General features: G+C 62.7%; 26 protein-coding genes. 16 read left to right on the top strand and 10 right to left on the bottom strand.

Annotated elements, in window-relative coordinates; translation table 11 throughout:
* Positions 1–29: 29 nt before the first annotated feature.
* Positions 30–1,997 (bottom strand): BCCT family transporter, encoded by a 1,968-nt coding sequence (locus AB0O81_RS06825; RefSeq protein WP_363582541.1) that lies wholly within the window; start codon positions 1,995–1,997, stop codon positions 30–32.
* A gap of 178 nt (positions 1,998–2,175) precedes the next feature.
* Here AB0O81_RS06825 and AB0O81_RS06820 point away from each other — a divergent pair, with 178 nt between their 5' ends.
* The gene (locus AB0O81_RS06820) at positions 2,176–3,225 is read left to right on the top strand and encodes an LLM class F420-dependent oxidoreductase (protein ID WP_363582539.1); all 1,050 of its coding nucleotides are present in this window, start codon (positions 2,176–2,178) and stop codon (positions 3,223–3,225) included.
* A gap of 5 nt (positions 3,226–3,230) precedes the next feature.
* Here AB0O81_RS06820 and AB0O81_RS06815 read toward each other — a convergent pair whose 3' ends face one another.
* Positions 3,231–4,214: a hypothetical protein gene (locus tag AB0O81_RS06815; protein WP_363582537.1), complete on the bottom strand. Its 984-nt coding sequence runs from the start codon at positions 4,212–4,214 to the stop codon at positions 3,231–3,233.
* A gap of 278 nt (positions 4,215–4,492) precedes the next feature.
* Entirely contained in the window at positions 4,493–5,098 is a 606-nt protein-coding gene (locus AB0O81_RS06810; RefSeq protein WP_363582535.1) for a TetR/AcrR family transcriptional regulator, read from the bottom strand.
* Between the two features lie 143 nt (positions 5,099–5,241).
* Here AB0O81_RS06810 and AB0O81_RS06805 point away from each other — a divergent pair, with 143 nt between their 5' ends.
* Positions 5,242–6,042 carry an SDR family NAD(P)-dependent oxidoreductase gene (locus AB0O81_RS06805; RefSeq protein WP_363582533.1) on the top strand — a complete coding sequence of 267 codons (801 nt, stop codon included), beginning with the start codon at positions 5,242–5,244 and terminating at the stop codon, positions 6,040–6,042.
* A 193-nt stretch (positions 6,043–6,235) separates the two neighbouring features.
* On the opposite strand, the gene AB0O81_RS06800 is transcribed toward AB0O81_RS06805, so the two are convergent.
* Both AB0O81_RS06800 and AB0O81_RS06795 read right to left on the bottom strand, forming a co-directional pair.
* The gene (locus AB0O81_RS06800; RefSeq protein ID WP_363582531.1) at positions 6,236–7,021 is read right to left on the bottom strand and encodes a Crp/Fnr family transcriptional regulator; all 786 of its coding nucleotides are present in this window, start codon (positions 7,019–7,021) and stop codon (positions 6,236–6,238) included.
* Between the two features lie 45 nt (positions 7,022–7,066).
* On the bottom strand, positions 7,067–7,798 hold the full coding sequence (locus AB0O81_RS06795; RefSeq protein ID WP_363582529.1) for a flavodoxin family protein: 732 nt from the start codon (positions 7,796–7,798) through the stop codon (positions 7,067–7,069).
* 116 nt (positions 7,799–7,914) lie between these two features.
* On the opposite strand from AB0O81_RS06795, the gene AB0O81_RS06790 reads away from it, so the two are divergent.
* A complete protein-coding gene (locus AB0O81_RS06790) occupies positions 7,915–9,351 on the top strand; it encodes an FAD-dependent oxidoreductase (RefSeq protein ID WP_363582527.1) in 1,437 nt (478 codons plus the stop codon).
* On the opposite strand, the gene AB0O81_RS06785 is transcribed toward AB0O81_RS06790, so the two are convergent.
* Both AB0O81_RS06785 and AB0O81_RS06780 read right to left on the bottom strand, forming a co-directional pair.
* Positions 9,348–9,968 (bottom strand): CDP-alcohol phosphatidyltransferase family protein, encoded by a 621-nt coding sequence (locus tag AB0O81_RS06785; RefSeq protein WP_363582525.1) that lies wholly within the window; start codon positions 9,966–9,968, stop codon positions 9,348–9,350. The two genes, AB0O81_RS06790 and AB0O81_RS06785, sit on opposite strands and share 4 nt — an antisense overlap.
* Positions 9,965–10,678 (bottom strand): TVP38/TMEM64 family protein, encoded by a 714-nt coding sequence (locus AB0O81_RS06780; protein WP_363582523.1) that lies wholly within the window; start codon positions 10,676–10,678, stop codon positions 9,965–9,967. The genes AB0O81_RS06785 and AB0O81_RS06780 overlap by 4 nt, the downstream gene beginning before the upstream one ends.
* Before the next feature lie 114 nt (positions 10,679–10,792).
* Here AB0O81_RS06780 and AB0O81_RS06775 point away from each other — a divergent pair, with 114 nt between their 5' ends.
* The 4 genes from AB0O81_RS06775 to AB0O81_RS06760 are packed head-to-tail and all read left to right on the top strand — an operon-like array spanning position 10,793 to position 14,701.
* A complete protein-coding gene (locus AB0O81_RS06775; RefSeq protein ID WP_363582521.1) occupies positions 10,793–12,052 on the top strand; it encodes an ABC transporter substrate-binding protein in 1,260 nt (419 codons plus the stop codon).
* A 26-nt stretch (positions 12,053–12,078) separates the two neighbouring features.
* The gene (locus tag AB0O81_RS06770) at positions 12,079–12,885 is read left to right on the top strand and encodes an ABC transporter permease subunit (RefSeq protein ID WP_363582519.1); all 807 of its coding nucleotides are present in this window, start codon (positions 12,079–12,081) and stop codon (positions 12,883–12,885) included.
* Complete coding sequence (locus AB0O81_RS06765; protein ID WP_363582517.1) at positions 12,882–13,676, top strand: ABC transporter permease subunit; 795 nt, start codon at positions 12,882–12,884, stop codon at positions 13,674–13,676. Before AB0O81_RS06770 ends, AB0O81_RS06765 begins: the two co-directional genes overlap by 4 nt.
* The gene (locus AB0O81_RS06760) at positions 13,673–14,701 is read left to right on the top strand and encodes an ABC transporter ATP-binding protein (RefSeq protein WP_363582515.1); all 1,029 of its coding nucleotides are present in this window, start codon (positions 13,673–13,675) and stop codon (positions 14,699–14,701) included. Before AB0O81_RS06765 ends, AB0O81_RS06760 begins: the two co-directional genes overlap by 4 nt.
* 406 nt (positions 14,702–15,107) lie before the next feature.
* On the opposite strand, the gene AB0O81_RS06755 is transcribed toward AB0O81_RS06760, so the two are convergent.
* Both AB0O81_RS06755 and AB0O81_RS06750 read right to left on the bottom strand, forming a co-directional pair.
* Positions 15,108–16,409 (bottom strand): FtsX-like permease family protein, encoded by a 1,302-nt coding sequence (locus AB0O81_RS06755; RefSeq protein WP_363582513.1) that lies wholly within the window; start codon positions 16,407–16,409, stop codon positions 15,108–15,110.
* A complete protein-coding gene (locus AB0O81_RS06750) occupies positions 16,406–17,104 on the bottom strand; it encodes an ABC transporter ATP-binding protein (RefSeq protein ID WP_363582511.1) in 699 nt (232 codons plus the stop codon). Before AB0O81_RS06750 ends, AB0O81_RS06755 begins: the two co-directional genes overlap by 4 nt.
* 162 nt (positions 17,105–17,266) lie before the next feature.
* On the opposite strand from AB0O81_RS06750, the gene AB0O81_RS06745 reads away from it, so the two are divergent.
* The 7 genes from AB0O81_RS06745 (at position 17,267) to AB0O81_RS06715 (ending at position 24,629) form a co-directional block, all read left to right on the top strand.
* A complete protein-coding gene (locus tag AB0O81_RS06745; protein ID WP_363582509.1) occupies positions 17,267–18,460 on the top strand; it encodes a histidine kinase in 1,194 nt (397 codons plus the stop codon).
* Positions 18,457–19,125 (top strand): response regulator transcription factor, encoded by a 669-nt coding sequence (locus tag AB0O81_RS06740; protein WP_363582507.1) that lies wholly within the window; start codon positions 18,457–18,459, stop codon positions 19,123–19,125. The genes AB0O81_RS06745 and AB0O81_RS06740 overlap by 4 nt, the downstream gene beginning before the upstream one ends.
* Positions 19,126–19,327: 202 nt before the next feature.
* Positions 19,328–19,678, top strand: a complete 351-nt coding sequence (locus tag AB0O81_RS06735) for a metalloregulator ArsR/SmtB family transcription factor (RefSeq protein WP_363582505.1) — start codon at positions 19,328–19,330, stop codon at positions 19,676–19,678.
* A gap of 27 nt (positions 19,679–19,705) precedes the next feature.
* Positions 19,706–20,695 carry an SRPBCC family protein gene (locus AB0O81_RS06730; protein WP_363582503.1) on the top strand — a complete coding sequence of 330 codons (990 nt, stop codon included), beginning with the start codon at positions 19,706–19,708 and terminating at the stop codon, positions 20,693–20,695.
* A 37-nt stretch (positions 20,696–20,732) separates the two neighbouring features.
* Positions 20,733–22,373 (top strand): MFS transporter, encoded by a 1,641-nt coding sequence (locus AB0O81_RS06725; RefSeq protein WP_363582501.1) that lies wholly within the window; start codon positions 20,733–20,735, stop codon positions 22,371–22,373.
* 132 nt (positions 22,374–22,505) lie between these two features.
* The gene (locus AB0O81_RS06720; protein ID WP_363582499.1) at positions 22,506–23,402 is read left to right on the top strand and encodes an SDR family oxidoreductase; all 897 of its coding nucleotides are present in this window, start codon (positions 22,506–22,508) and stop codon (positions 23,400–23,402) included.
* Between the two features lie 36 nt (positions 23,403–23,438).
* A complete protein-coding gene (locus AB0O81_RS06715) occupies positions 23,439–24,629 on the top strand; it encodes a glycosyltransferase (protein WP_363582497.1) in 1,191 nt (396 codons plus the stop codon).
* A gap of 9 nt (positions 24,630–24,638) precedes the next feature.
* On the opposite strand, the gene AB0O81_RS06710 is transcribed toward AB0O81_RS06715, so the two are convergent.
* Positions 24,639–25,004 carry a hypothetical protein gene (locus AB0O81_RS06710; protein WP_363582495.1) on the bottom strand — a complete coding sequence of 122 codons (366 nt, stop codon included), beginning with the start codon at positions 25,002–25,004 and terminating at the stop codon, positions 24,639–24,641.
* A 42-nt stretch (positions 25,005–25,046) separates the two neighbouring features.
* Here AB0O81_RS06710 and AB0O81_RS06705 point away from each other — a divergent pair, with 42 nt between their 5' ends.
* Positions 25,047–25,358: an ATP-dependent DNA ligase gene (locus AB0O81_RS06705; RefSeq protein ID WP_363582493.1), complete on the top strand. Its 312-nt coding sequence runs from the start codon at positions 25,047–25,049 to the stop codon at positions 25,356–25,358.
* 76 nt (positions 25,359–25,434) lie between these two features.
* The gene (locus AB0O81_RS06700; RefSeq protein ID WP_363582491.1) at positions 25,435–25,959 is read left to right on the top strand and encodes a ribonuclease H; all 525 of its coding nucleotides are present in this window, start codon (positions 25,435–25,437) and stop codon (positions 25,957–25,959) included.
* Positions 25,960–25,977: the final 18 nt, after the last annotated feature.

Genomic DNA, 25,977 nt, shown 5'->3' with positions numbered 1-25,977 from the left:
GCGTGCGCCTCACCCCGACCTTCTCGTACTTACTCTTTGTCCTTCTCGTCCTTCTCGCGCTTGCGCTGCTCGCGCTCTGCGCGTCGGTTCTCGCCGACCGTGAGCGATGCATCACCCGACGCCGTGTGACGCGGGTTCTCGGGGCCCTTGGGCTCAATACGGCCTGGCTCGAGCGTGCGGCGCACGTCGTCGGCAGTGACCACTGCAATTTGACCGGTTGCGGTGTCGTACCACTCGGTGAGTGCCGGGTCTTCGGAATCGAATCCAGCTCCCGCGCCCTCGTCTGCGCCCACTTCTGTGGACCCGAACACGAAGTCGTCACCGTGTTCGGCGATACCGAGTCGAACACCCTGTGCGATCGCAGCCTTTGCATAGCGGCGGCGCAACATGTACGGATCAGTCTGCAGCTCTCGGCCCCACGCGAACATGATGCCGATGACGATAATGGCAAACGGCAGCGCCGTGACGACCATGATCGATTGCAGACCAGATAGCGCCGTCTCGCCGCCAGCCAAGAGCAGCGCGAGAGCCGCGGCGCCCAGCAGCAGCCCCCAGGTGATGGTCACCCAGGTCGAAGGCTCTGGCTTGCCTCGTTGGCTCATCGAGCCCATCACGATCGCAGCGGAGTCAGCCGATGTCACGAAGAACAGCACGATCGAGATCATGGCGATGACGGAAACAACGCCACCGAACGGCAGGTTCGACAGCATGGCGAACAGCACGGCCTGTGAGCCGCCCGCTTCGCTGATGCCCAAGCCCTGGAGCTCCATAAGCATGGCGGTGCCGCCCATGATGCCGAACCAGACAATGCAGACTGCCGAGGGAACGATGATCACGACGGTCACGAACTGGCGCAGCGTGCGGCCGCGCGAGATCTTTGCGATGAACATTCCGACGAAAGGCGTCCACGAAATCCACCATGCCCAGTAATAGTTCGTCCAACTCGACATGAAGGCGGAGGCATCTTCACCCTGCGCGGGGTTGCGCATGAGCATCATCCACAGGTCGTTGATGAAGGCCGGCACGCTGGCGGGGATGATGTTCAGCAGGAACAGCGTCGGTCCCATGATGAACACGAACAGGCCGATGACGCCCGCAAGCACCATGTTGATGTTCGACAGTGCACGGATGCCGCGCTTGATGCCCGAGACAGCAGACACGACGAATGCGGCGGTCAGCACCGTGACGATGATGATGATCGCGCTGTTGCCGAGTGGGCCGACGCCGGTGACGAACTCCACACCACTGGCGATCTGAAGCGTTCCCATGCCGAGCGTGACACCGGTTCCGAACAGCGTAACGATGATCGCGAACACGTCGATTATGGCGCCCAGTGGGCCGTCGGTCTTGTCTCCGAAGATCGGCTGAAAGATCGCCGAGATGAGCGGGCGACGTCCGCGCCGGTAGGCGGCGTAGGCAATCGCACCGCCAACGAGCGCGTAGAAGGCCCATGCTAGAGGCCCCCAGTGCAGGATTGACTGCGACAGTGCGTCGAGCATTGCGCCTTCGGTGCCTGGCTCGGAACCGAACCCGGGAGGCACATTGTTGAAGTAGAAGAGCGGCTCAGCCGAACCCCAGAAGATCAGGCCGATGCCCATGCCAGCCGAGAACAGCATGGCGATCCAAGACACGGTCGAGAACTCGGGTGCTTCGTTGTCAGCGCCGAGGCGGATGCCCCCGGTGCGGCCGTAGCCGAGCACGAACATGAAAACGATCGTCACCATCGCGAGCGATGAGAACAGCCAGCCGAAGTGGGTCGTTACCCAAGCAAGTGACACAGACCCAACGGTGCTGATGCTGTCTGGCGCGATAAAACCCCAGATCACCACAGCTAGCACGAGGGCGCCGGCGATCCCGAACACTGGCCAGTTTGTGCTGAACTGGCGAGGCGTGTCTTCAACACCGATTCCCGGGATCAGCGCTGGGTGTGTCACCTCTTTGAGGATCTTTTTCGGGGTGACCTTTTCAGGTGCATCCGAGCTATCTTGTGCGGTCATCGACGTGTCTCCTCTGCGTGCTCCAACGTGGTTGGAACTCCGGCTAGTTCGTTCATTCGTCGCGAATCGATCTCACTACCTTACAGAACGCTGTGAATGCGCAAAAAGGAGCGCTACATCGGTCGGGTATCGTTCCCCACGGGCACAGCAATGCGGCGGGCCCTCGACGAAAGGCGAAATGATGCAGTTCGGACTCATTCAGAACTACTCGACCGACATTCATGAGATTGCGGATGCGGTGGAAACGTATGAGGCGGCTGGCCTTGACACGATCGCTGTCGCCGAGGCGTATTCCTTCGATGCGGTGAGCCGGCTGGGGTACCTCGCAGCCAAGACGACGCGCATCGGTTTGATGTCAAACATCTTTCAGCTCTACACACGCACGCCGAGTCTCACCGCGATGACCGCGGCAAGTCTGGATTCGCTTGCCGGTGGGGGGTTCACCCTCGGGCTCGGCGCTTCGGGCCCCCAAGTGATCGAAGGTTTCCACGGCGTGAAGTACGACGCCCCGCTAGGTCGCACCCGTGAGATCGTCGACATCTGCCGCCAGGTGTGGCGGCGTGACCCGGTCGTCCACGACGGGCGGCACTATTCGGTGCCGCTGTCGCGAGAGCAGGGAGGCACCGGCATGGGGAAGCCTCTCAAGCTCATCAATACTCCCGAGCGCACGAACATCCCCATCTCGATCGCGGCGCTCGGCAGCAAGAGCGTTGCCCAAGTTGCCGAGATCGCTGAGGGATGGCAGCCCATTTTCTATGACCCGAACCGTGCCGACCGTGTCTGGGGCGAGTCGCTGGAGCAGGGATTGGCTCGGCGCGACGCTGAGCTCGGCACGTTGCAGATTCAGGTGCAGGTCTTCTTCGCCTTCGGCGACCCGTCACCGAAGGCGCTTATGGCGGTGCGTGCGCAGTTAGCGCTTTACATCGGTGGCATGGGCGCGAAGGGCAAGAACTTCTACAACGACATTGCTGTGCGCTACGGCTACGAGGCTGAAGCGGCCGAGATTCAGGAGCTATACCTTTCGGGGCGTCAAGCCGAGGCGATCGCGGCCGTGCCAGACGAACTCCTGTACGGCGTTGCGCTGTTCGGCGATGCTGACGAGCTGAAGCGCCGCATTGCGGCGTTCGAAGCTGCCGGTGTCACCACGCTCTTGCTCGCGCCGGTCGGCGACACCCCCGAGCAGCGGCTCAGTGATGTCACGTCGCTGCTCGAACTGGTGCGCGACTAGCGAGATCAGTACCAGCCGACAGACTCAGAGTGTGACCAGGCGCCGCAAGGCGTGCCGTAGGCCGCAGAGATATATCCGAGGCCCCAGGCAACCTGGGTTGCTGCGTTCGTCTGCCAGTCCGCACCGGCGCTCGCCATCTTGCTACCTGGCAACGACTGTGGAATGCCGAACGCTCCGCTGCTGGCGTTGTAGGCCTGGTAGTTCCAGCCCGATTCGCGGTTCCACAGAGACACGAGGCACGAGAACTGGTCAGCGCCCCATCCGTACTGCGAGGCGCCCAGCTCCTGTGCGTAGGCTTGCGCATCGCCAGCAGAGTTCGAACCCGTAGACGCAACTGCGGCGCCAGTGCCAGTGCTCGAAGATGCTGACGCTTCGTCCGCTGCCGCCGCTTCGGCTTCGGCGGCCGCGGCCTCTTCGGCAGCCTGCTGTTCAGCCGCGGCTTTCGCGGCGGCTTCTTCTGCGGCCTTCTTCGCCGCGGCGGCGGCTTCTTCGGCTGCCTTCTTTGCTTCGGCGTCCGCCAGATGACCGCTCAGCTCATCTGCTCGAGCCTGCACGCGCTCGGTCTCAGCAACGGTGTCATCCGTGAGCCCGGGAAGGATCAGCAAAGGCAGCACTTCGAGCCCATCGAACTTCTCGATGTAATCGCGAAGCGCCGTTGTGTCGATCGACGTGTCATCGGTGTCGAGTTCGAGGTCGGATGCTGCCACATCACCGACTACCGCCGCAGCCGCAGTCAGCGTGGCGTTGGCTGCGTCGAGGGCAGACTGCGCTTGGACGGAGATGTCGTCGAGAGTTTGTGCGTCGTCGTTCGTATCAGCGAGCGCGGTGACCGTCGACGCCGACGTGAGAGTCTGCGCTGTCGCGGGGGTGGCTGTGGCGATGCCAGCGGCGATCAGCAGCGAGAGGCTCAACCCGAAGGCTGCGGCGCGAGTGGTGGTCAGGCTTCGCAGTGAGTGAGTTTCAGCGCGATCAGGCTGGGGGAAGAGCATAGGGGGAGGTGTTCTTTCTGAGGGGACTCGGTGCCGAACTCCGCGGCAGGTGCGCCGTCGGGTGAGGCGCACGTGAACGAGTCTGGGCGCTCGCTCTGGACGAACCCCTTGTGAGCGCTGGTAAAAGCGTGAGAACGCGGCTGATCCACTTCCGCGAAACATGACTTCGTGCACGAAGCAGGCTGCACGACGGCTCGTCTCGCGCACGAGGTCATGCTTGGGTGAAAGTCGGGTTCGCCCGCGCGTGCGGTGCGCATCACCGCGGTACTCGCGAGTCGCTACCAGGCGTCGACGGTGAGGTGCATCGCCTGCACGTACTCGTGGATCTCTTCCGCGCTTGCGCCCGAGCGCATCACGACGTGGAGTCCAAGGAGGTAGGTCGTGAGCACATCAGTGCGGGCCCGCGCGAACTCAGCCTCGCTTTCGTCGCCGGGCCACGCCGCTGCGACAAGCGTCGACAGCTGTTGGCGCATCTGCTGGCGGTAATCGGATGCGAAGTCATAGCCGGGCAGCGCGCCACGCAGCTCGTTCGAAGCCATCACCATCAGGCATCCATCGCGGCCACGCTCTGACACGGCATCGATCTCAAACAGGGTGAGGAACTTGTGAGCGGCGCTGATGCCGCTGCCAGATTCGGCGATGAGTTGGGAGAACATCTGCATCCGCTCCGCGAGGTAGCGGCGCAGCACGATCGCGAACAGCGCTTCTTTGCTGCCGAAGGTTCGATAGAGGCTCGGCTTGTGCATTCCGCTGGACTCAACGATGTCGCTCATCGTGGTTTGGGAATAGCCCTTGCGCCAGAAGAGCGCGGTGAGCTCCGCCAGCACGTGCTCTTCGTCGAAGAGGCGTGGCCGGCCGACGGGGGTGCTGACTATCGCGCTCATAGCGACACTCTACGCCGATGTCAGCGACTTTGAAACCGTTCGGTAGCAAAGCTGATCGAACTATGTTACCGTTCGGTACCGAATACATCTTGTGCGGCGATGGCGTGTGCCCGCTCGTACCAGTCGAGAGAAAGAGGATCACCATGGAACTTCGCAACCGTCGCGGAATCATCACCGGCGCAGGCCAAGGAATCGGTCGAGAAATTGCTCTCAAGTTTGCTGCCGAGGGCGCACACCTGCTTCTCGTAGGCCGTCGCGAACAGACGTTGAATGAAACCGCTCAGCTCGTCGAGGCTGCGGGTGGTAGCGCCGAGATCCTGGCCCAAGACCTCGGCAGTGCGGACGGTGTTAACGCGGTCGCTCAGGCTGTTGCCTCGTGGGACGCCGTGAACTTGCTGGTCAACAACGCCGGCAACGTGCGTGCCGGTCGTCTCGAGAACTCAAGCGAGAATGACGTGCGCGCGATGCTGGATCTTGACCTCAGCGCGCCGATCCTGCTGACACGGGCGCTTCTGCCCCAATTGCGCACGAGCGGCGCAGCAGACGGCAGCGTCATCGTGAATATCTCCAGCTCGATCGCTCTCGTCGCGATGCCCTTCTACGCTGTGTACGCAGCGGCAAAGTCAGGGTTGGCAGCATTCGGCGAATCGCTGCGCCGCGAGCTTCACGGCACTGGTGTTCACGTCGCCACTGTGTACCCGGGAGCAACCGACACCGCGATGATGACCACCAACAACGCCGGTTGGGAAACCGCATCGGTCGAAGATGTGGTGAACATGCTGATGACCGCTCTCGCCGCTGACAAGCATGAGATCAACGTCACACCCGAATCGGCGCGAGGCATGCAGCAGCTCAACGCGACTGACTCCTTGGCCGTCGACGCGATGATCGTGCCTGGACTCGCTGACATGGAAGCAGCCGTGCAGGACCACCGCAGCATCTGAGAACTGATGGGTGCCCGTCGCGCGAGCGGCGGGCACCCCGCGGTGGCTTGACCCGCGGTGGCTGACCGCGCTCTGGTGCCCGACTGTGGCCCAACGGTGGCTGGCCGCGCTGTGGCGCCCAACTGTGGCCCAACGGTGGCTGGCCGCGCTGTGGCGCCCAACTGTGCGCCCAACTGTGGCGCCTAGGCGCCGCTTAGGCAGTCGCTGTAGACAGCGCGGTCATCGCCGGCACATCGAGCAACACGATTCGCCCCCTTGATTGCCTAATGAGGCCGCGCGACGCCAGATCAGACATTGCTTTGCTGGTCGACTCTCGTGTGGTGCCGAGCAACCCGGCGAGCTGCTCGTGCGTCAGCCTGATTGTGACGTGCCCGGTCCGCGAGCGACGTTGCGGTTCAGCCAAACGCACGAGCGTGCTCGCTAGGCGAGCCAGCAGCGGACGCAGCGCGAGATCGGTGAGGCGCTCTTCGAGGCGCGCAACCTGTTCGCCGAGGTGCCGAGAGATGCGAATCGCGATGCGCGGGTCTGAGAGCAAATGCTGTTCCACATCGGTGACGCTCAGCTCGCAAAGCAGGGTCTCTTCGATCGCTTCGGCATAGTTGTCGTACATGCGCTGGCCGACCAGCATCATCTCGCCGAACACGGCGCCGGGCTCAAGGATCGCCATCGTGAGCGCTTTGCCGTCTTCGGTGACGCGAAAGACGCGAACGCGCCCAGATTGCAACACGAATAGCGCATGAACCGGTTGGCTCTGGCTGAACACGAGTTCGCCCGTGCGATAGGTGCGAGACGGTGCCATCCGATCAATCGCGGCGAGTTCATCTGGCGAAAGGTCGGCAAAGAGTTCGACGGCGCTTAAGCAGTTGAAGGGCTCATCGGTGGCAGGTACCAAGGGGTTGCTTTCTCGCTGAGTAGGGGCCCACGGGCGCTGACCCGAGAGCGGCGCTGCCACGACGTTGGCACCGCACTCACTAATCATGGAGCCCCCACCTGGTAATCCACTCATGAGCTTGTTTGTCGCCCCTTAGCGATACTCCGGGTTGGCGTCGAAGCCGAAGCGTTCGCCATCGTTCCACGCCTCGCGAAGGTTGCCGTACGCGGGTATGCCGCCGGCGTCTTTCAACATGCGTGCAAGGTGAAGCAGATTCCACGTCATGAATGTGGTGTTGCGATTGGTGAAGTCGTTCTCGGGACCGCCCGAGCCGGGGTCGAGGTAGCTGGGCCCCGGGCCCACTTCGCCGATCCAGCCAGCATCTGCGGCAGGAGGAATGGTGAAACCGATGTGCTGCAGGCTGTACAGAGTCGACATGGCGGCGTGCTTGACACCGTCTTCATTGCCTGTGATTAGCGTGCCGCCGACTTTTCCGTAGTAGACATACTGACCTTTGTCGTTGAACAGCCCGCTCATGGCGTAGAGCCGTTCGATGAGTTGTCTGGTCGTCGAGGCGTTGTCGCCAAGCCACAGCGGACCGCCAACCACGAGGATGTCTGCGGCGTCGATCTTTGGCCAGATCTCGTCGGGCCACGCGTCTTTAGCCCAACCGTGCTCGCGCATGTCTGGGTAAACGCCTGTGGCGACGTCGTGATCAATCAAGCGGATGTTGTCAACGTCGACACCTTGCGCGCGCATCAGCGCGATGCTTCGATCCATCAAGCCCTGCGTATGGCTCTGATCGGGGCTCTTTTTCAGAGTGCAGTTGATGAACACTGCCCGTAGGTCGGAATATTCGGCGGATGGTTCTTGTGTAGCGCTCATGGGGCCGATGCTACGCCGCACGAAAGCTCTTATCTGTGTTGTCGGTTACAGAGCAGAAGGCTTCGCCCTGTTAGACAGATACAGCACGTCAGTGCGCAAGCTGTGAAGGGAATCGGATGCTGAAATCTGGCACGTGGGATCTTGTTGTCGTGGGCGGGGGCAGTGCCGGACTGGTCGCGAGCAAGACAGCGGCAGGGTTCGGCGCGAAGGTTCTTCTGATCGAGCGTGATCGTCTCGGTGGCGATTGCCTCTGGATGGGCTGCGTCCCTTCAAAGACGCTGATCGCGGTCGCGCACGACGTCGATGCGGCCCGCCGCGCCGGGCGCAGCGGGCCTTCAGACCCTGAACTTGCGCAATCTGATTTTGAGCGCGCAATGTCGTCGGTGACGCGAGCGATCACGACCATCGCCCCCGTGGATTCCCCTGAAGCGCTTGAAGCCGAGAACGTTTCGGTCATGATCGGCGATGCTCGCTTCACATCGGCAAAAACGCTGGATGTGAACGGTCAGAAGGTGACCTTTCGTCAGGCCGTTGTCGCCACAGGCAGCTCTCCCGCTCTGCCCAACATCGAAGGCGCCGAAACAGTGCAGATGCGCACGAGCGAAGACTTCTGGGACCTCACCGCCCTCCCACCGCGCCTCGTTGTGCTGGGCGGGGGAGCGATCGGCAGTGAGCTTGGTCAAGCCATGGCGCGACTGGGATCTCAGGTGGCGATCGTTCACCGAGGCTCACGGCTGCTCCCCAAAGAAGACGAAGAAGCCAGCGAGATCGTTCAGCGGGCCATGACCGACGACGGCGTGACCGTGCTCACTGGGCGTTCGGCAGTGGCCGTTCGCTCGACCGATGGACAGTCTGGTGTCGTCACCTTGGATGATGGTGCTGAGGTTGCGTTCGATGCGATCGTCGCGGCGCTTGGTAGAACTCCGCGAGCCGACTCGCTCGGTCTTGAGCTTGCGGGCGTCGATCGTGATGCAAAGGGATACGTCGAAGTCGATGACAGCCTTCGCACCACAAACCCCAGAATCTGGTCGGCAGGCGACATCACCGGGTTGGCGCAGTTCACTCACACTGCCGGAGTCAATGGGAGTGTGGCGGCCACCAACGCCATCTTGGGACTGCGCCGAAAGGCGGAGACGCGCGTCGTGCCACGCGTCACATTCACCGCACCCGAGGTTGCCGCCGTCGGCCTCCAAAGCGCTGATGCGACAGCCGGGCGCCATCGGGTTGTGACCTGGCACCACGAACATTCCGACCGTGCGATTGCAGAGAACAACACCGCAGGGTTCGCCCGCATCGTCGTCGACCGTCGAGGGAAGATTCTCGGCGGCACAATCGTCGGCCCTCGCGCCGGCGAAACGATGGGAGAGTTGGCCCTTGCGATGAAGGCCAATCTGTCAACCAGCGTGCTGGCGGGAGCGATCCACCCGTATCCGACGTTCAACGACCCGTTGTGGAACACCGCGGTCGCAGATGTGCGGTACCGGCTGCGTCGAGGCGTTTTCGCCGTCGCGGTTCAGGCGCTGCGCCGACTGCGCGCGCTCCGCGTTCGCTAGCGCAGAATTCGTACCGCGAGCACAACGCGTTGCACAGCGCTGGCGAACACCACGGCCGCCCACACCAGCGCGATTTGCCATGCAAACCACGGCAAGATCAACCACAAACTGTGGACGAAGATGGTCTCGGCCCCCTCGGCGATGCGCCCGAGGAACGACAGCGATCGTCCATCGTCGATGCGCCGGCCGGTACGTTCAGCGATCGACGAGAACGCCAGGAAAGTTGTGCCGTTGAGATAGTAGGCGAACAGCACCAAGAGGAATGGCCACCACGGCGCATCGAAGGCGGCGGCCGCTCCGATGGCGACGCCGACGACGCTCGCGCCGTAGGAAACGAAGTCGGCGACGATGTCGAGGAACCCTCCCACTTCGCTGGCGGAGCCGTGCTTCGAACGGCGACGGGCCAACGTCCCGTCGAGACCATCAAGAATCCGTGACAGCAGCCAAACGACAAGCGCCGGGATCCACAGTTGAAAAGCCGCGAGTGTCGCGCTTGAGAGCCCGAGCAGCATCCCCGCCATTGTGAGCCGGTTCGGTGTCACCCACGCGACATCGATCGCCCGTGCGCCCCACTCCAGTGGCCGCTGCAGCGCCCGCCGCAGCTGAGAATCGATCATTCCGCAGAACCGGTGGCGGCGGGGGAGTCAGCTGAAGTTTCTGAGTCGATGTTCGCCGCGGTCGCCCGCGAACGTGAGCGGATGCGCACGGCGAGCACAGCGCCACCGATCGTGAGGATTCCGAGGAAAGCCATTGCGATGAAAAACGGCCACTCGAGGCTGAACCCGTATGCACCGACGGCGACATAGGCGAGCGTTCCCGGCACGATGCCAATCATCGTGCCGATGGCGTAGTCGCGACGGCGCACGCTCGTGAGCCCAGCGGTGTAGTTGAGCACGGCGAACGGAAACAACGGCACCAGACGCATTCCGATCACCGTGGCCATCCCGCGACTGCGCAATAGGTCATCGACGGCGGCGACGCGTGCTCCGGTGATTCGCTCGATTGATTCGCGTCCGAGCACGCGGCTGGCGGTGAAGGCGATCATTGCGCCGCCGAGCGCGCCAACATATACCGCTAGGAAACCCACCCCGAGTCCCCACACGAGTCCAGCCGCGATACTCATTACGCTGCTGGGAATGGGGGTGAGGGTTGCGAAGGCGTAGACAATCGCGAACACGATCGGCACCCAGATCCCGCCAGCGTCAGCCACAGCCCTGATCTCTTCGACGCTCGGCAGTGGCACGAGCAGGCCAATCGCAACAACAGTGGCGAGGAATGCGGCAAATATGACAATGCGCCATCTGGCGCTGATTTTCGAGATCCGCATTTTAGACATGCTAGGTCGCATACCAGAGATCCGTCTGTGTCATAGATCACCTTCCGATGGTGACGTTGGCAACTAGCCTTGCTCACACCCGCCTTTGACCCAAGGAGCTTCGCTGTGCCGCGTCCCCCCTTTCCTCGGCGGCGCTCGCTCATATTGGGTGCCGCATTGGGCATGACGAGCCTTCTTGCTCTCACCGCGTGTTCAGCGCCCTCCCCGCCCCCGTCCGCGACCGCGTTCTCGGATTGGAGCGCTGTCGCGAGCGACGCCGAAGGCCAGAGCGTCGACTTGTGGATGTGGGGCGGTGACGAACAGGGCAACAACTACGTCGACACTGTGCTCGCGCCCGCCGCGGCAGCAGAAGGCGTGACTCTGCGACGGGTCCCGATCGCCGACACCGCCGACGCCCTCAATCGTGTGCTGACGGAACTGCAGGCGGGGCGGTCAGACGATGGGTCCGTCGATTTGATCTGGGTGAACGGTGACAATTTTCTTACCGGGTCGCAGGCAGGGGCGTGGTTGTGTGAGTGGACGCCACTGCTGCCGAATATGGCGAAAGTCTCTGCATCCGACCCCCTCGTCACCGAAGACTTCGGAGCGCCGGTCAACGGCTGCGAAGCACCTTGGAACAAAGCACAGTTCACCTTTGCCTACGACTCGGATGCCGTCGACGATCCACCCTCGACGATGGCTGAACTGCTCGAGTGGATCGATGCCAACCCCGGGCGGTTCACGTACCCCGCGCCGCCAGACTTTACGGGCTCTGCTTTCTTGCGACAGGTGCTCTACAGCACCACTGGGGGCCATGACGAGGTCGCGTCCGAGTACAGCGATGAGGCTTTCAACACGCTCTCTCCCGCGCTGTACGCCGCACTCGAAGAGATCGCTCCTTCGCTGTGGCGCGGCGGTGATACGTATCCCGCAGACTCAGAACAGCTCAACAGCCTGTATGCAGATGGTGAAGTGGATTTCACGATGACCTACGGCCCGGCAACGCTCACCAAGTTGGTGGCCGACGGCACCTACCCGGCAGGCACAAAAGTGCTCACGCTCGAAGAAGGAACCCTCGGCAACGCAAGCTTTCTCGCCATCCCCGCCAACGCCGCCGACGCCGCTGGCGCCATGGTGGTAGCCAACCTCGCTCTCAGCGTCGATCAACAGGTGGCGAAGGCAGACCCGGCGACCTGGGGCCAATTCACCGTGCTCGACTACGACGCATTGACCGACGACGAGCGCGGCGAGTTCGACAGCTTGCCGGCCTCACCTGTCGTGCCGTCGTTTGAAGAACTATCGGCTTCTGCGAACCCGGAGCTTGAGGCGGATTGGGTGCGAGCGATCGATGAGGGCTGGCGCACCCAGGTCGCCGCGAGCAGGTGAAGAGGTTAGGGCCATGGATGCTGGTGGTGGCCGTTGCCGCCCCCACAGCATTCGTCGTAATAGGTGGCCTGGTCTCAATGCTGTTGCAGAGTCTTGGTCTGATGCCGCTCGTCGGAACCGCCGCACTGAGCGTTGAGGCCTATAGCACCACCGCTGGCGATTTGCCGCAATCAGCCGCCGTACCGCTCGGCATTGCCGCAGCATCCACTCTGATTGCCATTTTGGTGGGTGGCGCCGCTGCGCTTCTGATTACGAGCGGGAGCTGGTCGTCGAAGGTAGTTGTCGCCGCAGGAGCGGTGACAGTCACCGTTCCCCACCTCATCGGAGCGGCCGCCGTTGGGCTGCTACTCGCTGATTCAGGAGTGCTCGCCAGAGCGCTTTCTATCCCGCCCGAAGCGTGGCCTTCGTTTGTTGGGGGTCCGTGGTGGGGCGCCGTCATCATTGAGTACGCGTGGAAAGAGTCCGCGTTCGTGGCGCTGGTTGTTGCGGGCACGCTGATCACCCGCGTCGCTGACTTCGACGAAACTGCCGCGCTGCTAGGGGCAGAGCGGCGCACGCGTCTGCGCCTGGTGTGGCTGCCGTTAGCCACACCAGCGCTCATCATTTCGGGTGCCATCACGTTTGTCTACACGCTGGGCTCATATGAGGTGGCGTGGCTTCTTGGGCGCACGTACCCCGAACCGTTGTCGGTGATGGCGGTTCGCCTCTACAACGATGCCAATCTCGCGGCGCGAGACGAAGCAGCTGCCGTGGCGTTGACGGCTGTGGCGCTGGCGGCCGTCGCCGGCGGCATCGCTTTCACGCTGCTTCGCAAATCGGCGGTGTGGCGATGACCGCATCGGCGTCGACTCGTTGGCTGAGTCGAGTGGTGGCAGCGCTGCTTGTCGTGTGGTTCATCTTGCCCTTTGTGCCGCTGGTGCTCTGGGCCTTCGCAGACCGCTGGTCGTACCCGGCGCGACTCCCCACCGAGTGGGGGTTAGACGGGCTGACCTCAGCCGTTGCGCAAGGTGGGGGTGAAGCCTTCGTGCGTTCGATCACCTTGGGGCTGGTGGTTGCTGTCATCGCGACTCCGCTCGGCGCGCTCGCGGCACGGGGGCTGGTCTACGGGTGGGCTCCGTTCCCACGGTTGTTGACCGCTCTTCTGTTTGCTCCGGTGCTGCTGCCACCGTTCGCGGCTGCTCTGGGTATCAACGTGCTGTTTTTGCGGGTGCACATTCCTGCACTGCTGGGCGTGGTGTGGGTTCTCGTGGTGATGGCAATTCCGTACACGACTTTCTCGATGCGGGCTGCCTACGCCGCACACGACATCGGCTATGAAGAAGAGGCTCGGATTCTTGGCGCATCGCGCAGACACGTGCTGTGGCACGTTCACTTCCCGTTGCTTTCGTCTGCACTCGCGAGATCGGCTTTCCTGGCGTTTCTCGTCGGGTGGAGTGACTACGTGGTCACAGTGATCATCGGCGGCGGCCAGATCGTCACGCTTCCGCTGATCACGGCGGCGGCAGCATCCGGAATAGGAAATGATGCCATGGTGGCGGTGCTCGCACTCGCGGCCGTCGTGCCACCGATTGTGCTGCTATCGATCATTGTTCAAGGGCGTTCGCGAAAGGAGGCTGCACGATGAGCGCTGCCATCACGTTGGCCGGCGTCAGCAAGCAATTCAGTGGGAGTCAGGCGCCCGCTTTGAACCACGTTGATCTCGAGCTTCTAACAGGAACACGCACCGCAATCCTGGGGCAGAGCGGGTCAGGCAAGAGCACGTTGCTTCGTCTCATCGCGGGACTCGATGAGCCAACCACCGGCACCGTTCTGATCAACGGCGATGATGTCGCCGGAGTCGTGCCCGAACGACGCGGCATCGGAATGGTGTTTCAGCGTGCCCTGCTATTTCCGCATCTCTCGGTGCTCGACAACGTAGCGTTTGCGCTGCGCGCTAGCGGGCGATCCCGCAGCGAATCGCGCCGGAGCGCGCAGCCCTATCTCGATCTCGTGCAGCTTGGCGAGTACAGTTCGCGCTCGGTTGCTTCGCTGTCAGGCGGTCAGCAGCAGCGGGTAGCGATTGCACGCACCATGGCCGCTGAGCCGTCGATTCTGTTGCTCGATGAACCTTTCAGCGCACTAGACCCCGCATTGCGTGCAGACATGCATGCTCTGCTTGCCGAGTTGCGAACCGAGTTGCCATCGACCCTGGTGGTCGTGACACACGACCGTGACGAAGCAGCCGCCGTGTCCGAGCGGATTGTTGTTCTTTCGAATGGCGCAGTGCTGCAACACGACACCGTTGATCGCATCTATCACCGTCCGGCCTCTCTCGCGGTGGCGCAGTTCATGGGTGGGCGCACGGCCATCGCTGGGATCGTTGCCGACGGAGTGCATCACTCTGTGCTGGGGCCCGTCGTCGTAGACGCCGATACGCCGGACGGCGAAGGGCTGCTGGTCATCAGGCAAGAGTGCGTGCAAATCGCCGATGCGGCGGAGTTCTCCGGCGTGATCGCTCACGTGGCCCGCAAGGGCGCGCGTCGTGAAGCTACCATCGCGTGTCAATCTGCAGAGCTGGTTGCTGATCTTCCGCCGGGCGACACGGCGCGACCCGGAGATGTGGTGCGTTTCAGATTCGCACCCGGCGCAGCATCCGTTGTGCCCATCTAACTCGCTCGCACTCAATCACCACCCTGCGAGACATGAATTCGTGCGTGAGACAGGCCCGCGGGCGCCATGTTTCGTGCGCGAGCTCATGTCTCGCGGGCGATGGCGCCGGTGATGGCATCCGTCACATGCGGGTGCCGAGCAAGAGCCAAACCTGTGGCCCGATCCTTCCTCGGCACCTGAGATGCCTGTGTCAGCTCTCCGGTTGCCGCCTACCGAGCGAAACTGCCGAGATGGTGGTCACCACGATGCCGACGAGCAACACCACGACCGCCGTTCCCGTGACGAGGAGGGCCCCGTCGAAACGTGCTCGCGCCCGAAACATGATGCCGTGCGCGAGACAGAGCTTTGGGGGCTATGTCTCGCGCACGTACTCATGTCTCGAGGCCGGGCTGCGCGGCGTCGGAAGCTACTCGTAGCGCAGCGACTCCACCGGGTCGGCGCGCGCAGCCTTCGCTGCGGGCAGGGTGCCAGCTAAGAAGGCGATGAGCATCACGATCAGAACGATCACGGTGACCGAGATCGGATCGAACGCGATGAGCGTCAGGCCTGGCAGGTTCGAGAGCAACGTCGTTGACAGGGCATTGCTCGCAGCAGTGCCAACGAGCATTGCAATGCCCACCCCGATCGCGCTGCCCAAGAAGCCGATGAACGTCGCTTCGAGGCTGAACAGCGTGAACACGCGGCCACTGCCCATGCCCATCGCCTTCATCAACCCGATCTCGCGCGTGCGCTCCTGCACTGACATGAACAGGGTGTTCACAATGCCAAAGCTCGCGGCTAGCAGAGCGATGATCGCAAAGGCGTTGAGAACGAGCACGATGCCATCGATGATGGTGGTGAAGGCACCGAGCTGATCTGCGACGGTGGTGCCGGTGTATCCCTCTTCGGCCAGGAGGTCCTTCAGTTCGGTGATCTCCTCGTCGGTAGCGTTGGGGTCGAACCAGACGCTTGCCTGCAGGTAACGCTCAACCTCGTCGTCGGGAAGACCGGTGGTCTGCGCCTCGAACAGCGCGTCCGTCAGAGCTTCGTTGGGCAGCACGCTTTCGCCCGTGGGGCCAGCGAGTGCTTCTTCAGCCACTCCGACGACTGTGGCTTCGATGAGGTGGGTGGTGCGTTCCGCGTCGGTAAGCGCGATGGTGATGTTCTCGCCTAGGGCGGATTCACCGTCGTCGAAGCCCATTGGTTCGACGTACGACAACGGCAGCACAGCTTCGAACTCTGTGGCGTCGTCGTCGGGAACGGTGCCGGCTTCGAGCTGAACGGTCATGCCGGGAATGAGCGTGCCTACGCCCGCCACGAACTGGTCTCCGTTTGCACCCTCGATGTAGTCGGGTGAGATCGAGCGGGTCGGCTCGACCTCTAGCACGCCTTCGATGTCAGCTAGTGCATCGAGATCGTCGGGAGTGAGAGCCACGACCGAAGCGCCGGGGATGCCGGTAGCCACGACGTCGGGGTCGTATTCAACGGGCCCGGTGTCTGAACCGGGGACTCCGCCTGCGCTGTCTGCCGGTTTGGTCGCCGTCATCACATCGGTCGCGCCGATCGAAGTGACGGTGTCGTCGATGTAGGCGTTGATGCCTGTGCCCAGGCCGCTGGTGAGGGTGAGGGCGAAGGCGCCGATGAAGATGGCGAGAATCGTGAGCAGCGTGCGAGTCTTCGAGCGGAAGGTGTTCGCGGCAGCTGAGCTGACGAGGTCTGACGTTCTCATGCTGCCACCGTCGCGGAATCTTCGACGATCTCGCCGTCTCGAATGAGAATGCGCCGATCACATCGACTGGCCAGATCTTCGTCGTGGGTGACCACGATGAGGGTGATGCCATTCTCGCGGTTCAGAGTGAAGAGAATGTCTTCGACAACCGCCCCGGTAGCAGAGTCGAGGTTTCCCGTGGGCTCATCGGCGAAGATGATCTGCGGATTGTTGACGAGTGCTCGAGCGATGACGGTTCGTTGCTTCTGTCCGCCAGAGAGGTTAACCGCCTTGTTCTTCGCCTTGTCGTCGAGGTCCAGTTGCACCAGCGCCGCTAGTCCGCGCCGTTTGCGTTCTGTTCGTCCGACCCCGGCAATCTTCAAGGGCAGGATCACGTTCTCGAGGACGGTCTGGTTTCCGGTGAGAAAGAACTGCTGAAACACAAACCCAAAGGTCTTGTTGCGCGTGCGGTTGAGCTTTCGGCCCTGCAGCGAGGCGGTGTCGACGCCGTCGAGTTCGACCGATCCTGCCGACGCTGCATCCAACAGCGCCAACACGTGCATCAGAGTGGACTTTCCTGATCCGCTCTTGCCGACGATGGCGATGCTCTCGCCTTTGACGATGTCGAGACTCACCCCCTTGAGCGCATTGAATCGGTTCTGTCCACGGCCATAGGACTTGTGTACGTCCTTGACCGAAAGAATCGGCGTGGTCATATTGCTCCATTTGTTCGGATGCTGCTGGCTTGCACCAAGCTTCGCCTTTCGGCTACCGGTGAGCATCCTCCCGTCGCAGACACTGCGTGTACCGCAGTCGCAGTACATGCGATGCCGCGCGTGGGTGACGCGTGTGCGGCGGCCGCACGCCACACTGGGAGCATGACGCAGCCCGAAACGAGACTGCCCGACCCGGCGCGCATAACGCGACGCGTGCCGCTGTGGGTAGGTGACGTCGTCGCCGGACTGTTCATCGCCGCGGCCCCGTTCATCTCCATAGACGGCGCTGCGGTGACGAACATGTGGGTATACGCCGTGGCGATTGTTCCCGTTGCGCTATTGCCGCTGCGTCGCCGTTGGCCGAAAGCCGTGCTGGTGGCCTGCCTGTTGCTGTATCCGATCGCGGTCTTCTGGAGCGTCCCTGCAGCGGGCATCGTGATCGCTATCGCTATCGCGACGTTCGGAGTGGCGAACCGCTCGACCAGGCGCATGACGTTGCTTGTCGGTGTACTGACGGTGATCGCGATCGCGCTGATCGCGCTCTTCGATCCTGCAGCCGGGGTCGTCGACCCGCGCGTGTTCCAGGTTGTGATCACGGTGGCATTCGCCGCGGCAGCGGGTGACGCTACTCGTTCACGGCGCGAGTTCGTTCAAGCGATGGTTGAGCGTGCGGAGCGCGCAGAAGCGACGAAAGAGGCTGAGGCGAAGCGCCGCGTCGCCGAAGAACGGGTGAACATCGCGCGGGATCTGCATGACGTCATGGCGCACCAGATCGCCGTGATCAGCCTGAACGCGGGTGTGGCGTCCTCCACTATGGCGAGTCAGCCTGAGAAGGCGGAAGAATCACTCAGCACGATTCGAACCGCGGCGCGCACCGTGCTGGGTGAAATCGGTGACCTGCTCGAGGTATTGCGCGCAGACGAGCCAAGTGATGCCAGTCCGCAACCGGGCTTGGCCCGCCTCGCTGACCTTGAGCGGCCGTTCGCCGCCGCGGGATTGGCGGTTACTGTTCGCGTTGATGGCGATCTGTCAGCGGTGCCTACTGCGGCCGATCTCGTCGCCTACCGGGTTGTGCAAGAGGGGCTCACTAACGCGCACAAACACGGTGCCGAGCATCGCGCTCATGTGCTCATCGAGGCCACGGCGAGCATGCTTTCGGTGGTCATCACCAACCCGGCGGCACCGGTTGGGCGGCGCGAGGCGAGTGATTCTGAGGCAATCGGCTCAGGACTCGGACTCGTGGGGCTGCGTGAACGTGTATCCGCCGTGCATGGCACTGTGGAGACGGGGCCGTTCCCTGGCGGTTGGCGGCTCGCAGCGGTTGTTCCACTCAACACGGAGGAGCTTTCACGGTGATCACGGTGCTTGTCGTAGACGACCAAGCCCTCATTCGGCAAGCGGTCTCTGACATCTTGAGCCAGGTTGAGGGCATTGATGTGGTGGGTGAAGCCGTCGATGGTGAGGACGCCATCGAGCAAGCCGTTCGAGTGAAGCCCGATGTGGTCGTGATGGACATCCGGATGCCACGCAAAGACGGAATCGCGGCGACCGCGGCGATTTGCGCACGACCAGAGCTAAGCGCGACGAGGGTGCTCATTCTCACCACCTTCGAAGAAGACGAGTACGTGCTGGCGGCGTTGCGCGCGGGAGCGAGCGGTTTCATCGGCAAAGGCTCGGAGCCTCAAGACATTGTGCTCGCGGTGCTCGCGATACATGCGGGGGAGTCGCTTCTTTCGCCGGCTGCGACCCGGAGCTTGATCACGAAGTTCGTCCTGCCGCAGACCGAGGCATCGACGGCTCCGGTTCCGCGAGAACTCGAGCAGCTCACTGATCGTGAACGTGAAGTGCTCCTTCTTGTGGCGCGAGGCTTCTCGAACCAAGACATCGCCGAGTCGCTGGTCATCTCTCCTCACACCGCCAAGACGCACGTCAACCGCATTATGGCCAAGGTGTATGCACACGACCGCGCGCAGCTCGTGATCCTCGCCTATGAGACGGGCCTGCTCGCGCCAGGCGCGTAGCGCGCCCGTCTCCGCGTCTCGCCCTGCGCAGCATCCGCCCCTCATCGCCACCGCCAACCTGCGAGACATGAGTTCGTGCACGAAACAGGCTCGTGGGGGCCATGTCTCGAGCACGAACTCATGTTTCGCTGAACGATGCGCGTGCGGACGAGGCTCAGGTAGGGGTTGACACCTTCACCGCTCGGTCATAATGTACAACCAAATGGTTGTACAAATAGAACTCTCTGATGATGAAGTCGACCGGATCTTTCGGGCCCTGGCCGATACAACGCGGCGAGACATCATCCGGCGCACGCTTGGTGGCGAGGCCTCGGTCTCGGAGCTTGCGACCTCATACGACATGTCGTTCGCCGCAGTGCAGAAGCACGTTGCAGTGCTTGAGGAGGCGGGCCTGGTGACCAAGCATCCACACGGCAGAGAACGCATGGTCCGCGGTAACCCTGAGGCGATCCGCCGCGCACAACTGCTGCTCGATCGCTATGAGCAGATCTGGCGTGCCCGCATCGATCGCCTCGACGCACTGCTCGCTGACGAGCAGCATCCCAACAACTGAATTCTTCCCACGCAGAAAGGCAAAATCATGCCCATCACCTCAGTCAACAAAGACACCGAAGCGCTCACGATGACTGTGATCGCGGAGTTCGCCGCCTCGGTCGAGCGGCTCTGGAACGCGTACATCGACCCTCGTCAGATCGAGCGCTTTTGGGGTCCGCCCACGTGGCCGGCCACTTTTTACCGTCATGACGTCTACCCGGGCGGGCGCTCGCACTACACAATGACTGGCCCAGATGGAGAGCGCTCGAGTGGCTTCTGGGAGTTTCTTGCCGTTGATCCAGGCCGCAGCTTCGAGGTGCGCGACGGCTTCGCAAGCGACGACGGCACCGAGAACGCCGACATGCCCGCCGTTCGCATGACCTTCACTTTCGAACCGATGGATGCTGGTTCTCGCCTCACGACAACCACGTACTTCCCTTCGCTCGAAGGTCTCGAGCAGATGATCGAGATGGGTATGGAAGAAGGCATGCGTCAGGCGATGGGCCAGATCGACACGGTGTTGGCCGACTTGGCGTCGTTCGCGAAAGATCGCGGGATCGCTACGCAAATTCTCGATGACACTCACGTTCGTGTCTCCCGTGTGATTCGAGGAAGCGTCGAACAGGTGTGGCGCGCCCACCATGACGCTGCTCCTATGAAGAAGTGGATGCTGGGGCCTGACGGTTGGGCGATGACAACGTGCCATCTTGCGACCGAAATCGGTGACGGCTATCGCTACGAGTGGGCCCCCATCGCCGGCGGAGCGGCCGACGGCGCCGAGGGCTTCGGCTTCGAGGGTGAGGTGCTCGAATCCGATGCCCCACACCGCGAGGTGACGACAGAACGAATGATCGGTATGGAAGGTGCAGGCACGATCAACGAGATGACCCTCACGCCGGTCGACGATGGGACGCTGTTGAGCGTGCTGATCACCTACCCGAGCGTCGAGGTGCGAGACATGGTGCTGTCAACCGGCATGACGGACGGCATGGAAACGAGCTACGCGCGGATGGAGTCCGAACTGATTTCGGCGTAGCGCCGCGGGGAAGGGGGCGCGGGTGCGCCATCATGGCATGGTGAGCTCACCATCCTCCGTGCCTGACACATCCCCTGCCCCCACCCGTCGGGATTGGCTGGCGCTTGCCGTCTTGTCTACCGGCCTCGGCCTCATCGTTCTCGATGGCACGATCGTCGGTGTCGCACTTCCCGACATCATCAGCGACCTGAGCCTCGATCTGACCGACGCCCAGTGGGTAAACAGTCTCTACGCCGTCATCCTGGCGGCGTTGCTGCTCTCGACGGGACGACTCGCTGACCGGTGGGGCCGAAAGCTGCTGTTCCTCGTGGGCATCGTTATCTTCGTGGCGGGTAGCATCATGGCGGCCGCTTCGGATGTAGCTGGCACACTGATCGGCGCTCGTGCGGTGCAGGCGGTCGGGGCGGCGATGATCATGCCGGCCACGCTGTCTAGCGTCAACGCGATGTTCCGGGGGCGCTACCGTGCGGCGGCTTTCGGCGTATGGGGCGCGGTGATCTCAGGGGCTGCGGCGATCGGTCCGCTCGCTGGCGGCGCGCTCACCCAGTGGGCGTCTTGGCACTGGATCTTCATCGTCAATGTGCCGCTTGGTCTGATCGTTTTCGTGGGTGCGTGGTTGACCGTTCCCGAATCTCGCGGGGCAAGGGGTCGCCCGGGCGCCGACGTGGACGGCGCGTTGCTCAGTGGCATTGGCTTCGGTGCGCTTGTATTCAGCGTGATTGAGGGCCCCAACCTCGGCTGGTGGACGCCCACAAGCGAACTGGCGATCTTCGGATGGGGGTGGCCTACCACCGCTCCGATCTCGATCGTCCCCATCACGCTCGCAATTGCTGCGGTCGCGCTCACGCTGTTCATCGTGTGGGAACGGCACCGCGAAAAGGTTCGCCGGTCGGCGTTGCTAGACCTCAACCTGTTCAAACTGCCGACCTTCTCGTGGGGCAACCTCACTGCCGCGATGGTCGCCGTCGGTGAGTTCTCGATCATTTTCGTACTACCGCTCTATCTGATCAATGCGCTGGGGCTTGACGTGTTCGGTGCGGGGCTAGTGCTCGCTGCGATGGCACTCGGTGCCTTCTTCTCCGGTGCCTCAGCCCGCCATCTCGCTGCGCGTTTCGGGTCTCCAGGCACCGTGTTGATCGGGTTGGCTCTCGAACTGGGGGGCGTGGTTGTGCTGGCACTGCTCATTCACGGCTCCACGCCAGGCTGGTTGGTGGCGATACCGCTCGTGGTTTACGGATTGGGCCTGGGTCTCGCTTCGGCTCAACTCACCGGCACAGTGCTGCGCGATGTGCCCGTAGAAGTATCGGGTCAAGGCTCTGCCACGCAAAGTACGGTGCGTCAGGTCGGGTCGGCGCTCGGCACGGCCTTTGCCGGAGCAGCGTTGTCGGTGTCGCTGGCGCTCACCCTGCCGGCCGCGCTGTCGGATGCGGGGATCAGCGGTGATGCCGCCGACACACTCGCTGAGACGACGCGCCAATCTGCGGGAACCACAATCACCCAACTTCGCGCGGAAGGCAGCGCAAGCGCGCTCGGCGATCAGACAGCAGCCGCCATCGACGCTCTGGCGACTGGCTTTGCAGATGGCACGCGCTGGTCGCTTCTCGTTGCCTCGGCGTTCCTGCTGCTCGGGTTCGTCGGTGCCCTTCGATTGCGCGTCGCGGCTCGTCAACCGCAATAGGGCCCCGGGTAGCAGGCGGGAAGCCTTGTTTGAGCTGATACCGCGCGGTCCAACGTGTAGTCGATCCTGCAGAGCTGTCAACCCCCTCGCGGTGCGCGGGCGGCGCTGGCTACCGTTGCCGCGGAGGTAAAAATGACACGCGATCAATACACCCTTGTTGACCCTGCCAAGCTCTACGCCGAGTACGACCCGAAGAAGCAGCATCAGCGCGAACCTGGCCTTGAAGCCGACCTTCAGCCAAAGCCCGACCTCGGCGAAAGCACCTACCGTGGAACTGGGCGCCTACAGGGACGACGTGCGCTTATCACTGGTGCAGACTCGGGCATCGGTGCCGCAGTCGCCATCGCATTCGCGCGAGAGGGCGCAGCGGTGGCGATGTCGTATCTGCCAAGCGAGGCCGAAGATGCCGACCGCGTCGCCGAGCTGGTGCGCGAGGCCGGTGTGGCGGCAATCCAATTGCCCGGTGATCTTCGGGATGCTGAGTATTGCCGCGCACTCGTCGCTGACGCCGCGGACCAGTTGGGGGGCCTCGACATTCTGGTGAACAACGGCGGAAAACAGGTTTTCAACGAAGACCTCGAAACGCTCCCAGACGAACAGTTCGACGACACGTTCAAGACGAATGTCTACGGGATGTTCTGGATCACCAAAGCAGCGCTCGCACACCTGCCGGCGGGCGCGTCCATCATCAACACCACTTCGATTCAGGCCTACAAGCAGTCAGTCGTGCTGGTCGATTATGCATCGACCAAAGCGACGATCAATGCGTTTACGAAGGGACTTGCGCAGCAGCTGGCACCGCGTGGAATTCGAGTGAATGCGGTGGCACCTGGTCCGATCTGGACGGTGCTGCAAGTCACTGACGGTCAACCGCAAGAGAAGATCGCCCACTTCGGGGAAGACACCCCGTTGGGGCGGATGGGGCAACCCGCCGAGCTCGCGCCAGCATACGTGTTTCTAGCATCGGCAGAGTCATCGTATGTGATCGGTGAGACGCTCAACGTGAACGGCGGCATACCTTCGCCCTGACGCCCACCACGTAGCAGCATTCGTTAGGGTTGCTCGATGAAGATAATGCTGATCACCGCGGGCTCGCGTGGTGATGTCGAACCTTTTGCCGCGTTCGCTCGCGGTGCCCACGCAGCGGGGCACGAGGTACGACTCGCGGTTCCCGATAACTCCGGTGTGGATCTCTCGGCGCTTGACGCGGTCAGCCTCGGCGCCGACTTCTCGGCGATGATCGCTGATCAAGGAGTATCGCCGCTCGCAGCAATGCGTTCCTTCCGCACCACGGTGAAGCCGGCGATGCGCGCCGTGATCGTGAACAGCGTGCGCGAATCGCTTGAATTCGCGCCTGATGTGCTGATGTACCACCCCAAAATTGTCTCGGCGCCTCTCATCGCCGACCACCTCGGTATTCCTCACATCATGGTGGAAGCGGTGCCGGTCACCGCCCCGACGCGAGCTTTTCCCGCTCCGGGCACGATCACGGCAAACCTCGGCGGCGCCGTCAACAAGCTCACCTACAAGGCCGTGGGGGCGGCGGGCGGAATGTTCCGCCAAGAACTCGCCGAGGCAGCCGCGTTGCTTGGCAGTTCAGCGACGAAGACATCGGACCCCTCGGCCACCATGGTGACGGTGAGTCCGCACCTGTTGGCGCGTCCCGCAGATTGGCCAGAGCGCGTTCATCTCACCGGGCCGTGGATGGTGCCCGCATCACGGACTGTGCTCGATGCGGCGTTGGATGAATTCATCGCGGAACCGTTCGTCTACGCGGGTTTCGGTTCGATGGCGGCGGGCAACGCCGCGGATCGCGGTCGCAGCATCATCGAAGCGACGCGGGCACGTAGCATCCGAACCTTGATTGCCACAGGTTGGGGCGGCATTGACGTGAGTGAGGACCTTCGTGGTGATGACGTCTTTGTCACCGACTCCGTGCCGCACGCGCAGGTGATGGCGCGTGCGAGCGCTGCGATTCATCATGGCGGTGCTGGCACTGTGCATACCGCAGCCCGGGCGGGTATCACGTCGATCGTCGTGCCATTCATCGCTGACCAACCGTTTTGGGGAAAGCAACTTCACGATGCGGGACTCGCGCCGGCACCCGTCGCCTATCGCAGAGTTTCGGCCGCCACGATTGGTGCAGCGCTCGATGCCGTGCCTGTGTATGAATCAGCAAATCGGGCGCTCGCTGAGCGCATGGCAGACGAAGATGGCATCGCAGCCGCCCTCGAGATCGTCGAGGCAACCTGCTGAGACGGCGGGCTACTTTTCTTCGACCACTACTTCGACAACCTGTGGAGCATCGTCAGCGACCGAGGCCGGCTTCGTGTCGAAGTGCTCGGCGACCAACGTGATGCCGCCGGTCGAGCTGGCGGTGTTGGCGAGTTCCTCGATCCATTCCCGACTGAGTGGGGTCGGTTCGGGATCGTCAAACACAAAGCGCAGGGGAATCGAGGGATGCAGCCAAATTGTGCTGCGCCCGCGTGGCTGGTCATCGGGATGCACCCACGAGACGGTGAAACTCTCCGCGCGGCGGAGCTTGGTGGCGATGACAACTTTGAGATGCGCCAACGCGCGATCTTCGATATGAATCGGCGTTGCCGAACCGCCGTAGTAAATGGTGCCCACACGCTCACAGTAGCCGGTCGAGATACAGGTTATTGTCTCTGTGTGGGCAGATTCATCTATGACACCTCAGCGAATGCGATCGAGATCGACGATCGAACCCTTGCGCACCTTCGATTGGTGGTCATGAACAAGCTCCGCCGGTCGGAATCATTCATGTTCGATCATGAACTCAAAGACGGCACGGGGCGTCGCAGCTTCTGGATTCATGCCTCTGTGCCCCTCCAGTTTCACTTCATCGACCGCCGCCCCCAGACCATCAACCGGCTGTGGGTCGACGAGCTGATGCTCTCGGCGAGTAGCCCCTCAGGGCTGACCCTTTCGCCGGAGCCCAAGGATGCGCCACCCGCATCTTGACGACGAAAGCTCGTTTCGGCGGTAGCGACTCCCGTGCGCCACAGCGCCCGACCGCCAAACGGGTTAGCCTTGCTCGGTGACTGATGAGCAGACCTATACCGTGGCCACCGACGGGGCATGCAAGGGCAACCCTGGGCCGGCGGGATGGGCATGGGTTGCTGAAGATGGACACTGGGCAGCGGGCTCGATTCCGCAGGGCACGAACAACATCGGCGAACTCCTCGGGCTGCTCCACGCGATCGAAGACCACGTGAGCGTGAAAAACCTGGTTGTGCAGGCAGACTCGAAGTACGCCATCGACACCTACCAATCGTGGATGGACAGCCACCGCCGCCGCGGTTGGAAGACTTCAACCGGAGCTCCCACAAAGAACCGCGAGATTCTCGAGCAGCTGATTGTGGCGCGCGATGCGCGGCGCGAGGCAGGAATGCCCGATGTTGTGCTCGAGCACGTGCGCGGGCACGCGGGTCATGTGCTCAACGAATGGGCTGATGAGCGGGCAGTGCGGGCATCGACCCATGCGGCCAAAGGCGTGGCCAGCGCCTGGTCATCGCACGGAGGCAAAGAATTACTCGATGTTTCGGCGGCGCCGGGCAAGTAGCCCGATAGCGCTTTACTC

This window comes from Microbacterium sp. NPDC076911, from assembly GCF_040687125.1.
Lineage (GTDB): Bacteria > Actinomycetota > Actinomycetes > Actinomycetales > Microbacteriaceae > Microbacterium.
The sequence above is the reverse complement of the archived record's forward strand: the minus strand, read 5'-3'. Positions and strand labels throughout refer to the sequence as shown.

Excerpts from the sequence above, each read along its gene's own strand:
- AB0O81_RS06825 (WP_363582541.1), bottom strand. The coding sequence starts at position 1,997 with ATGACCGCACAAGATAGCTCGGATGCACCTGAAAAGGTCACCCCGAAA.
- AB0O81_RS06820 (WP_363582539.1), top strand. The coding sequence starts at position 2,176 with ATGATGCAGTTCGGACTCATTCAGAACTACTCGACCGACATTCATGAG.
- AB0O81_RS06815 (WP_363582537.1), bottom strand. The coding sequence starts at position 4,214 with ATGCTCTTCCCCCAGCCTGATCGCGCTGAAACTCACTCACTGCGAAGC.
- AB0O81_RS06810 (WP_363582535.1), bottom strand. The coding sequence starts at position 5,098 with ATGAGCGCGATAGTCAGCACCCCCGTCGGCCGGCCACGCCTCTTCGAC.
- AB0O81_RS06805 (WP_363582533.1), top strand. The coding sequence starts at position 5,242 with ATGGAACTTCGCAACCGTCGCGGAATCATCACCGGCGCAGGCCAAGGA.
- AB0O81_RS06800 (WP_363582531.1), bottom strand. The coding sequence starts at position 7,021 with ATGATTAGTGAGTGCGGTGCCAACGTCGTGGCAGCGCCGCTCTCGGGT.
- AB0O81_RS06795 (WP_363582529.1), bottom strand. The coding sequence starts at position 7,798 with ATGAGCGCTACACAAGAACCATCCGCCGAATATTCCGACCTACGGGCA.
- AB0O81_RS06790 (WP_363582527.1), top strand. The coding sequence starts at position 7,915 with ATGCTGAAATCTGGCACGTGGGATCTTGTTGTCGTGGGCGGGGGCAGT.
- AB0O81_RS06785 (WP_363582525.1), bottom strand. The coding sequence starts at position 9,968 with ATGATCGATTCTCAGCTGCGGCGGGCGCTGCAGCGGCCACTGGAGTGG.
- AB0O81_RS06780 (WP_363582523.1), bottom strand. The coding sequence starts at position 10,678 with ATGCGGATCTCGAAAATCAGCGCCAGATGGCGCATTGTCATATTTGCC.
- AB0O81_RS06765 (WP_363582517.1), top strand. The coding sequence starts at position 12,882 with ATGACCGCATCGGCGTCGACTCGTTGGCTGAGTCGAGTGGTGGCAGCG.
- AB0O81_RS06760 (WP_363582515.1), top strand. The coding sequence starts at position 13,673 with ATGAGCGCTGCCATCACGTTGGCCGGCGTCAGCAAGCAATTCAGTGGG.
- AB0O81_RS06755 (WP_363582513.1), bottom strand. The coding sequence starts at position 16,409 with ATGAGAACGTCAGACCTCGTCAGCTCAGCTGCCGCGAACACCTTCCGC.
- AB0O81_RS06750 (WP_363582511.1), bottom strand. The coding sequence starts at position 17,104 with ATGACCACGCCGATTCTTTCGGTCAAGGACGTACACAAGTCCTATGGC.
- AB0O81_RS06745 (WP_363582509.1), top strand. The coding sequence starts at position 17,267 with ATGACGCAGCCCGAAACGAGACTGCCCGACCCGGCGCGCATAACGCGA.
- AB0O81_RS06735 (WP_363582505.1), top strand. The coding sequence starts at position 19,328 with ATGGTTGTACAAATAGAACTCTCTGATGATGAAGTCGACCGGATCTTT.
- AB0O81_RS06730 (WP_363582503.1), top strand. The coding sequence starts at position 19,706 with ATGCCCATCACCTCAGTCAACAAAGACACCGAAGCGCTCACGATGACT.
- AB0O81_RS06725 (WP_363582501.1), top strand. The coding sequence starts at position 20,733 with ATGGTGAGCTCACCATCCTCCGTGCCTGACACATCCCCTGCCCCCACC.
- AB0O81_RS06720 (WP_363582499.1), top strand. The coding sequence starts at position 22,506 with ATGACACGCGATCAATACACCCTTGTTGACCCTGCCAAGCTCTACGCC.
- AB0O81_RS06715 (WP_363582497.1), top strand. The coding sequence starts at position 23,439 with ATGAAGATAATGCTGATCACCGCGGGCTCGCGTGGTGATGTCGAACCT.